Source organism: Streptomyces sp. MB09-01 (assembly GCF_033794505.1).
Lineage (GTDB): Bacteria > Actinomycetota > Actinomycetes > Streptomycetales > Streptomycetaceae > Streptomyces.
Genome location: NZ_JARAYQ010000319.1, coordinates 1 through 8235 on the forward strand (window position 1 = coordinate 1; position 8235 = coordinate 8235).

Consider the following 8235-nt stretch of genomic DNA (forward strand, 5'->3'; position numbering starts at 1 on the left):
GGGGCGGTGGGCGACGTCGCGCTCCCGGACACCGTCCTGGAGCTTGACGGCCATCCTGGCGACGGCCTCGATCGTGGCGCGGGTCTGCTCCAGCGCGGCAACATCGGTCCCCTGCTGCTGCTCCTGGGCGCGGCCGGCCTTCCGGTCCGGGCGCGAGAGCCGCGGGCCAGACCTCGAGGCGCCGGGCACGGCGACGGTGTGCGGGCGGGCACGGGAGCCCAGGCGCTCCGAGCGGCGCGCCGCGTGAACCCGGGCCTTCAACGCTCCGGCGGCGAGCCGGGCCCGCGCGTAGAGGGGGGCGGTCCGCTTGCGGGTCAGCGGGCGCACCACGGCCTGGTCGTCGGTATCGCGCGGGTACAGGGCGTGCAGATCGGCAGTCATCATCCGGCCCCGGCCGACGGGGCGGGTGTAGTCGTCGACGACGGTCTGCACGATCCGTTCGTCCAGGCCCTTCTGGTGGGGTCGGCCGCGCAAGGCGTAGGAGAGGTAGCGGCGGGCTTCGGCGAGCAGGTGGTGGCGCTTGAACGCTCCGCGCATCACGTACACCACGGCGACGACGTCGACGGCCGCCAGGACCACGTCGACCACCGGCCGCACCCGCGCCCACACCGCCGCGGCCGCCGCCCGCGCCCGCTCCGCCAGCCGGTCGACGACGTCGGCGCCGAATGAGGCGATGGCCGACTCCCGCCACCGCTCGCGCAGCTCGGACAGCGGCCGGAGCTCCTTGCGCTTGGGCGGGCGCGTCCGGTCGGCGGCCCGGCAGGCCAGCCCGTAGGCGGCCCGCTCCCCCAACTCATGCCCGTGCTCTTCCACGTACTCGGCAGTGAGGACGAACAGCGCCTCCTCTATCTGCTGACGGCGCGTGGACTGCCAGCCGATGAGCCGCTGGTCTATGCCCGCGATCTCCATGACGGGACGCCGGCCGGGGGTCACCTCGCGCGGCTCCCAGGCCCACCCGAGCCGGGCGGATACCTCCTCCATGAAGAACAGGAGGTAGAGAGTGTCAGCGGCGACGATGTGGGCCAGCAGCGTGTCCGCCGACAGGTTGCCCCACGTGCCCTTGGCGTCCGGCCGGCGGGCGCGGATCGACACCACCGCGTGATCGTGAAGCAGGGGCTTCGACTCGGCAGCTCGGGACTCGTAGTGCCGGAACACCGCAACGATCAGCCCGCCGTCCCGGACCGGTGCGCGGTGCTTGCCGCCGCTCCCCGAACGGATCTGCGCGACCGAGTCCCCCAGCCACTCCATCGTCTTGTTCACGGAGATGTCCTGGCACAGCTCCAGCACCCGGCGTTCCTCGTCCCCCATCAGCGCCCACGCGATGTGCACCGTCGGCGGCGGCCGGAACACCAGGTCCACGCCCAGCCAGGGCTTCCGCTCCTTGGCCTTCTCCGTCTTCGCCGACCGGTTGTGCTCGATGGGTCTGCCCAGCACGCTCGCCCGCCGGGCCTTCGCCGGATCGTCGCCCGCCTCCAGGCGCTCGCGCTCGATCCGGTCGGCGTCCGGGTGCCGGCCTTCTCCCAGGAGCAGTTCGGCTTGCCGCTCGCTCACCACATCCCCGGCCGTGAGGCCGACAGCGGCCAGGCCCCGGCCCCTCCAGATCCCGGGCGGGACACCGGCCTCGTCCTGGGCGTCGCGCAGCGCCGTGCCTGCGGGGCGGTGGCCGTCACCGACCATCACGCCGCGGAATAGGTAGCGCACCCCGTCACCCGGACGGAGCTCCGATTTGCTGATCACCGGGCCATGGAACACCGGTCATGACCTGCGCAAAAGCGCGATCCGGGGTCCTTCCCGCCGGGCGGGAAGCCATCACCAAGTCTTTACCGGAGCGCCCGCCAGGCGGGCCGTCCCGCAGCCCGAGACGGTAAGCCGCCGACGTGTGCACAGTGCGCCGCATGTTGAACGAGATCTACGCAGACCCGTGCCCGCTGTGCTCGCGAACGATGCGACCCGAGTTCCGCAGCAGCGGCCGCTCCGCCCAACAGGACCACCCGGCCCGCACCGACTTCCACCGGTACCACTGCGACAGCTGCGAGGCCGCCTGCCCCCAGGAGTTCTACGACGCGATGCGCGACCTCTACGAGAGCTGACGGCGGCCGTGCGAATGCTACGCACCGACCACACGAGCACCACCTGCCACGAAATACGCCTCCAGCCGACTCCAACGTCATCCACCGCGAACGGACGCACCACTCCGACCACCCACCACTGCTGAGCGCACCGCGTCACCGAAGCCCTTCAACACGAACAACCACCACCGCCCCCGGCCGACCGGCCGGGGGCTTCGTGCGTCCTGGAGGTTCACCGTGCCCACGTACGAGACCCTGCCGCGCTTCGCCGCCGACCTGGATCGCCTAACCCCCGAACAACGCCGCCGCTTCCGCCGCGCCGTCACCGCCTTCGTCCACGACCTGCGCGACGCCGACGGGCACTTCCGCGCTGGCCTCCGCATCAAGCAGGTCAGCGGCTTCCCCGGCATCTACGAACTCACCTGGTCTGCGGGCACCGGCCCCGCTGGACGTGCCACCTGGCAGTACGGAGCCGCGCTCCGTCCCGGCACACCCCACGTGATCTGGCGTCGCATCGGCACCCACGACATCCTCACCGGCCCCTGACCCGGCGGGGCTCACGGCTTTGCGCGTGAAACCGCACCGGCACAGCAGTGATCATGAGGTGCCCGCATCACGCGGACTGGCCGTACTCGTTGGGCGGGACATGAAGCACTCCAACCCCCTCCTGGACCCGCTGGCCGAAGGCGCGGTGATCGCCGTGTGCGCTCTCGCCGACGCCGCCGGACCCGACCGGTGGAGCAGCGGCGCGGTCGAGGACGCGGCCACCGCGCTGGAGGTCCTCGCCGGGGCGCTGGCCGATCTCAGCCCGGAGGCCGCCGAGCTCCTGGAGGTCGTCCCGGCCGCCGTCGCCGCGCTGCGTGAACGCGTGGAGCGCGCACCGGCCGCGGCCGCGCCATCCGGTCCGGCCGGCTGCGGCGAGGACCCGGCGGTGCTGAGTACGGGACTGCGGCGGGCTCTGGCCGGGCACAGCCTCGCCGGGCACCGGGTCCACCAGCTCGGCCCCGCCCTGCTGACCATCACCCTGGACGCGGCCCACGCCCAGGCCCTCGCCGTACTCCTCGCCGCCCGGCGTGAGCTCCCCCGCCAGGCACCGGCTGCCGAGGACGAACTCCGATGGGGCGCAGGGCCGGCCGAGACCGCTGCGGCATCGCTCGCGGTCGCCCTGGTCGCCTACGGGCCCGGGACGTACGCCCGGGTCCTCGCCTCCGGCCACGTCACCGCAGGGCTCACCCCGACAGCGACCCAGCAGGTGACCGACGCGTTGAACACCCGCCCGGTCTCCACCGCCCCGCCAACACGGGCACGGCGCCGTGGGCTCGGGCACGGCTGGAAAGGCATCGACGTAGGGCGTTGACCGGTGGACAGCGGAAGGGCCCGGCCGCCCCAGAGGGTGGTCGGGCCCCGCGTGCCGTTTCCATTGGAAACGGCAGTTAGGTGCGGTCGGGGAATCCGATGCTGGTCATCAGCTTCCGGTAGTCGACGGCCGGCACCGAGTTGGGCAGGAGGATGGGCAGGGGGCAGCAGTCGTCGTACAGCTTCTTGGCGTCGGCGGAGTACCGGATGTAGGGCGTGAGGATGTCGCCGTACAGGGATTCGGCGAGCGCTGTCGCCTTCCTGGCCGATGCTTCGGTGTAGCTGGCGGTCGGGGTGCCGGTGAGGATCAGGTGGTTGACCGTCGGGCGGCCGGGGACCGAGCGCCGGAGGCGGTTCTTCTCCCGGACGCGGTCGAGTTCCTCGAACAGCGGGCCCAGCAGCTTGACGTCCTTCGGATCGGCGCGGACCGACGGGATGACGGAGTCGTCCTCGTCGAGCATCCGGATCACGGAGTAGACCATCTTCCCGTAGCTGGCAGGGAAGTCGAGCCAGAAGACGTCGTCCTCGTCGCCGTCGTAGCCGAGCAGGATCTCGGCGAACCAGTCCTGTCGGTCCGCGTCCTCGGCGATGGCGGTGTCCGCGGTGGACATCTCCTTGCAGCTGGGCACGACGCGCAGGCCGGGGATGTAGGCGAAGGCGTCGTCGTCGTATCCGTCGCCGATGCGGTAGCGGGCCGGGAGGGCGACCTCGTCCAGGGTCGCGGTTCCGTGGATGAGGTCGAGGACGGTCTTGCGTCCCTTCATGGCCTCTTCGTCGTAGCCGAGGATCGTGGTCGTGGACCGGTTGGCGTCGAAGTCGAAGATGGTGCCCTGGTAGCCGCGGAGCGCTGCCTCGGTCGCCATGGAGGTGGCGCTGGTGGTCTTGGTGGAGCCGCCGCACTCGAGGATGAAGGCGTAGATCTTGGGGTGGCGCCGCCCCCTGGGGCGGAAGCGGGGTTCGACGGTGCGCGTCACTCGTTCTCTCCTGTGGTGTCCGAGCCCAGTTCCTTCTTCTCCCACGCGGTGTCCGGGGTGTACTGCGCGTGGTCCTGGAGGAGGCGGAGGTAGCCGACCTCTCGGGTTCCCCACGAGTGCCGGCGGGCGGCGGTGCGGAGCTCTGCGGCAGCGAGGGCGCTCGCGAAGGCGGCGAGCCGCTGGAGTTCGCCGTCACCGGAGTCCTGGACGGCGTTGAAGTACGAGCCGGCGTTCTGGTCGTCGATGCTGTGGCGTTCGGCTCGGCGGAGCCAGACCAGGGCGCGCTGCTGTGCGGCGGACTGCTGCTGTGGAGCGAGCAGGGCGCCGGTCATGGCCTTGAGGAGGAGCTCGCTGTCGGCCGTGTCGCCGACGTCGACGGTCTCCACGAGGAGCTGGCAGGCGGCGTCCCGGGCTGCGGCTGCGGTACTGCGGTCCTGCTCGTACTGGTCAGCCGAAGGCTTAGGCTGCTCCTTCTTCGCCGTCGTCCGGGGCTTGGGGGCAGCGTTTCCAGTGGAAACGGTGCTCGGCTGGAGGGCCGTGCCGTTTCCATTGGAAACGGCAGCCTCTCCTTCGGCCAGCTCCGTGTCGGGCACGGGTTCGTCCTGCCGCTGCCGCGCGAGGATTTGTGCCTGCGCCTCCAGCGGACGCATGCCGCCCTGGACCAGGGTCACTGCTTCCCGCTGGTCCTCGGCGCTCATCTTCTGGAGCTTCTCAGCGGTGCTGACGGCCAGGGTGCCGTCCCGGAGTGCTCCCTGGACTTCCGGCTCCAGCGCGAGGAGCTGCACGCGCTTCCACACGGTGCCCTTGGAGATAGCCCCCTTGGCGGTCTCGCCGATCTTCTGCGCGATCTGCTCGTAGGACAGCCCGCTGCTCCGCAGGGCCTCGTAATGCTCGGCCTCTTCCAGCGGGCTGAGCTGTGCGCGCCGGAGGTTCTCGATGAGGGTGATGAGGCGGGCGTCGGCGACCTTGTCGTCCATCAGGACGCTGGGGATGACCTCCCAGCCCAAGGACTGGATAGCGCGCCAGCGATGCTCCCCGAAGAGGATGACGTTCGCGGCGCTGATCTTCTCCGCTGTCTCCGGGTAGTGCGCGGTCCAGATGTCTGCGGGGATGTGAGCGATGTTCTGGAGGAGGCCGACTTCCTCGATCGTGGCCGCGAGCTCCTCAACGCCCGACATGGCCCGCCGGTTGAACGGGTTGGGGCAGAGGTCCTTGGGGTGGAGTTCAACGGTGTCGCCGCTGCGGTCCTTGCCGCCCCGGTAGAACGCCTCTTCCTTGGGCGTAGCCGCGGGGGGCTTGGTGCTCGTGCGCTTGGGCCTCGGAAGGTTGGCAGCCATAGATTCTCCAGGACGACAGAAAGTACGGCCAGAGACTAGCCGTTTCCAATGGAAACGCTGGCTCCCTCGCGCAGCCCGAGCAGGACCAGTCGGCGGCCCGCCAAGCTGGCGGTTGCCGTTTCCAGTGGAAACGCCGTTACCCAGTCCGGGGGTTGACGGAAGGCCAGACGCGAACCGGCACGTGCAGGCCGCGATGGGCGACGAAGCCGTTCTCCACGGCGTCCTCGCCGGGCGTCCAGAGCTGTTCGGCGGGGTGCGGGGTGCCGTCGTCGCCCTCGCTGGTCTCGATCTCGTACAGGGCCGGGGCGGTCACGCGCTCACCCCCGCGACGGCGGCGTCCAGGAGCGCCACGGCGTCGGCCTCGTACGGGTCGGCGAACAGCTGGTGGTCGCTGACGTCGAACGGCCCGAACCGCACGCCGACGCGGAACTCGGGCACGAGGGTGGTCTCCCGCCCGTCCAGCGTGGCGGTGAGCCGGTCGTGGTCCTGCTGGGCGTGCCGGGTCTGGGTGTACGGACCGAGGCGCAGCAGGGTGTAGCCGTCGAGGCTGTCGTCGCGCCGGCGGGCCTCGATGTAGAGGGCATAGTGCGCGGGCTCCACGCCGACGTCGTCGGGCAGGGGGAGGTTCGCGGCGGCGTGGGTGAGCATCGCGTATCCGGGCTCATCGCCCAGGTCATCGCTGGTCACGACCACATCGGAACGACGATGGGATACGCCGCGATCTACCCCACTGATGCCATCGAGGCACATCGAGCGTTCATCGCCCGGCGCCGGGCTCTGCGGCCTGCCGATGAATACCGCACCGTCACTCCTGAGGAGTGGGGAGAGTTTCTCGGGCACTTTGAGCGCCGTAAGCTCGCCCTGGGCGACTGCGGCCGCGCATACGGAACTGACTGTGCTCACGAACACGCTTGTGTCCGATGCCCCGTCCTGATCGTCCACGCGACAGAGCGTCCCCGGCTTGTCGAGATCCGCGACAACCTCCTCACGCGCATCGTGGAAGCCGAGAGGGAAGGCTGGCTCGGCGAGATCGACGGGCTGCAGAGCAGCCTTGCTCACGCCGAGGAGAAGCTTGCCCAACTCGACGCTCAGATTCCCCGGAAGCAGGAGTCTGTCGACCTGGGGATTCCTACCTTCCGGGAGATCGCTGCTCGTACCAGTGGGGTGGCCACCCCGCCGGGGCCTGCGTGACTGAATGGCTTTACTCCGGCGTGCTCAGCGGACACCGCCGCAGAGCGCGGCGCTTGGACGGGCTTCAGCCACGGATGATCTATGCCTCCCCGGCCCGGGTCAGTTCTACGGGCGGCGGGCCAGTAGGTGGGTGTCGAGGAAGCCCCGCTCGGACGCTGGGTCGTGGAGCAACCGAGCCACCGTGACGAGTCCGGCCCCGGTCAGCAATTCGGCAAACTGGTCCGCTGGCCAGCTATAGGCGGGCGCCACCTTGTGATCGAAGCGGACAGGCTCCGGCCCGTCGGTTCCGAAGAAGGACGCCAGGAGCAGGCCCCCTGGTGCCAGGACACGCACCTGCTCAGCGAGCAGCGCGGGCAGTTCTTCAGGTGGGGTATGGATCATCGAGTAGTGGGCCAGCACTCCGCCGAGCGCGCCGTCCTCGACCGGCAGGGCCTCCATTCGTGCTTCGTCGAACCGCAGCCCCGGATGGGCCCGCCGGGCGTGGGCGACCATAGCCGGGGAGAGGTCAAGCCCGAAGGAGTCCAGCCCCAAGTCGTGCAACATGGCCGTCAAGTGGCCGGGTCCGCACCCGACGTCGGCTGCCCGTAGGTTGCCCGCGCCACGCACGAGTTCGGCGAAGGTGTCGATCATGTTCCGCGCGAACGGCTGCGTCTCCAACCGATTGGCGAACATCGACGCATACAGTTCGACGACCCCGTCGTAGGCCGCCCTGGTCTCGTCCTGGTGTTTCAACACGGGAAGGAAGCTAACACCCGCGCCGTGCAGAGCAGTTCTCCGGCCTCATACCTGCCTCTTCCCCACAAGGCTGATCGTCCAGTCACCTGACCACGGGACGCCCCGGTAGTTCGGAGAATGCAACAGCCGAGCTTCTTGGAGAGGCAGAAGTAGAACCGACGCCCGCAGTCGCCACAGGTCTGGCGAGCTGCCATCGCCTTGTCCAGGGCCCACTCCTGAGCGAGCGTCGGCACCCGCTTGGGCACCGCCAGGTCGACGCGGAGCAGGAAGCCGCGGGTCGGGTGACGGCAGGACCACTGCGGGCGGGTCGCGCACAACCTGCACCGCAGGATCGCGACCGGGCCCTGATTGCTGCCGGGACTCAGCTGCATGTCCCGTAACGTCCGTCTGGTCACGAGCCCTTCGGGCACCGTGCCGCGGTCGAACTCCGGCAGCGTCGCGTCACTGCGCAGCACCCGGGTCACCTCGCGGCGGCGGCGCCGCGTTCGGCGGCGCGGCATCACCGGCGCCAGGTGTCGGGCAGCCGGTCGGGGCGGTACGGGTGGCGGGGTCCGGGCCGCTGCGGGCGGGGCC

The 8235-nt window shown here is 70.4% G+C and carries 11 protein-coding genes; 4 read left to right on the forward strand and 7 right to left on the reverse strand.

All coding sequences use genetic code 11. The features are described 5' to 3' along the window. A partial coding sequence (mobF, locus tag PV721_RS38210; RefSeq protein ID WP_319732692.1) for a MobF family relaxase occupies positions 1–1677 on the reverse strand: 1677 nt, incomplete at its 3' end. A 218-nt stretch (positions 1678–1895) separates the two neighbouring features. Between mobF and PV721_RS38215 the strand changes: the two genes are divergently transcribed. The 3 genes from PV721_RS38215 to PV721_RS38225 all read left to right on the forward strand — a co-directional run bounded on the left by PV721_RS38215 (position 1896) and on the right by PV721_RS38225 (position 3426). After that, a complete protein-coding gene (locus PV721_RS38215) occupies positions 1896–2090 on the forward strand; it encodes a hypothetical protein (RefSeq protein WP_319732675.1) in 195 nt (64 codons plus the stop codon). Between the two features lie 216 nt (positions 2091–2306). Then, entirely contained in the window at positions 2307–2615 is a 309-nt protein-coding gene (locus tag PV721_RS38220; protein WP_319732677.1) for a hypothetical protein, read from the forward strand. A gap of 58 nt (positions 2616–2673) precedes the next feature. Further along, positions 2674–3426: a hypothetical protein gene (locus PV721_RS38225; RefSeq protein WP_319732679.1), complete on the forward strand. Its 753-nt coding sequence runs from the start codon at positions 2674–2676 to the stop codon at positions 3424–3426. A 76-nt stretch (positions 3427–3502) separates the two neighbouring features. Here PV721_RS38225 and PV721_RS38230 read toward each other — a convergent pair whose 3' ends face one another. From PV721_RS38230 to PV721_RS38245, 4 genes are all read right to left on the reverse strand, one after another. Beyond that, a complete protein-coding gene (locus PV721_RS38230; RefSeq protein ID WP_319732681.1) occupies positions 3503–4399 on the reverse strand; it encodes a ParA family protein in 897 nt (298 codons plus the stop codon). Further along, positions 4396–5736: a ParB/RepB/Spo0J family partition protein gene (locus tag PV721_RS38235; protein ID WP_319732683.1), complete on the reverse strand. Its 1341-nt coding sequence runs from the start codon at positions 5734–5736 to the stop codon at positions 4396–4398. The genes PV721_RS38230 and PV721_RS38235 overlap by 4 nt, the downstream gene beginning before the upstream one ends. A gap of 136 nt (positions 5737–5872) precedes the next feature. Then, positions 5873–6049, reverse strand: coding sequence for a hypothetical protein (locus PV721_RS38240; protein ID WP_319732685.1), 177 nt, complete (start codon positions 6047–6049; stop codon positions 5873–5875). Beyond that, positions 6046–6423 (reverse strand): hypothetical protein, encoded by a 378-nt coding sequence (locus PV721_RS38245; RefSeq protein WP_319732687.1) that lies wholly within the window; start codon positions 6421–6423, stop codon positions 6046–6048. The genes PV721_RS38240 and PV721_RS38245 overlap by 4 nt, the downstream gene beginning before the upstream one ends. 18 nt (positions 6424–6441) lie before the next feature. Here PV721_RS38245 and PV721_RS38250 point away from each other — a divergent pair, with 18 nt between their 5' ends. After that, positions 6442–6927 carry an integrase gene (locus PV721_RS38250; RefSeq protein ID WP_319732689.1) on the forward strand — a complete coding sequence of 162 codons (486 nt, stop codon included), beginning with the start codon at positions 6442–6444 and terminating at the stop codon, positions 6925–6927. A gap of 105 nt (positions 6928–7032) precedes the next feature. Here PV721_RS38250 and PV721_RS38255 read toward each other — a convergent pair whose 3' ends face one another. After that, entirely contained in the window at positions 7033–7662 is a 630-nt protein-coding gene (locus PV721_RS38255) for a class I SAM-dependent methyltransferase (protein ID WP_319732690.1), read from the reverse strand. Continuing rightward, positions 7656–8162: an RRQRL motif-containing zinc-binding protein gene (locus tag PV721_RS38260; RefSeq protein ID WP_319732694.1), complete on the reverse strand. Its 507-nt coding sequence runs from the start codon at positions 8160–8162 to the stop codon at positions 7656–7658. Before PV721_RS38260 ends, PV721_RS38255 begins: the two co-directional genes overlap by 7 nt. Positions 8163–8235 lie beyond the last annotated feature (73 nt).

What these genes read in the sequence shown, in the direction of transcription:
- PV721_RS38215 (WP_319732675.1), top strand. Translation starts at nt 1,896, where the DNA reads ATGTTGAACGAGATCTACGCAGACCCGTGCCCGCTGTGCTCGCGAACG.
- PV721_RS38235 (WP_319732683.1), bottom strand. Translation starts at nt 5,736, where the DNA reads ATGGCTGCCAACCTTCCGAGGCCCAAGCGCACGAGCACCAAGCCCCCC.
- PV721_RS38250 (WP_319732689.1), top strand. Translation starts at nt 6,442, where the DNA reads ATGGGATACGCCGCGATCTACCCCACTGATGCCATCGAGGCACATCGA.
- PV721_RS38260 (WP_319732694.1), bottom strand. Translation starts at nt 8,162, where the DNA reads ATGCCGCGCCGCCGAACGCGGCGCCGCCGCCGCGAGGTGACCCGGGTG.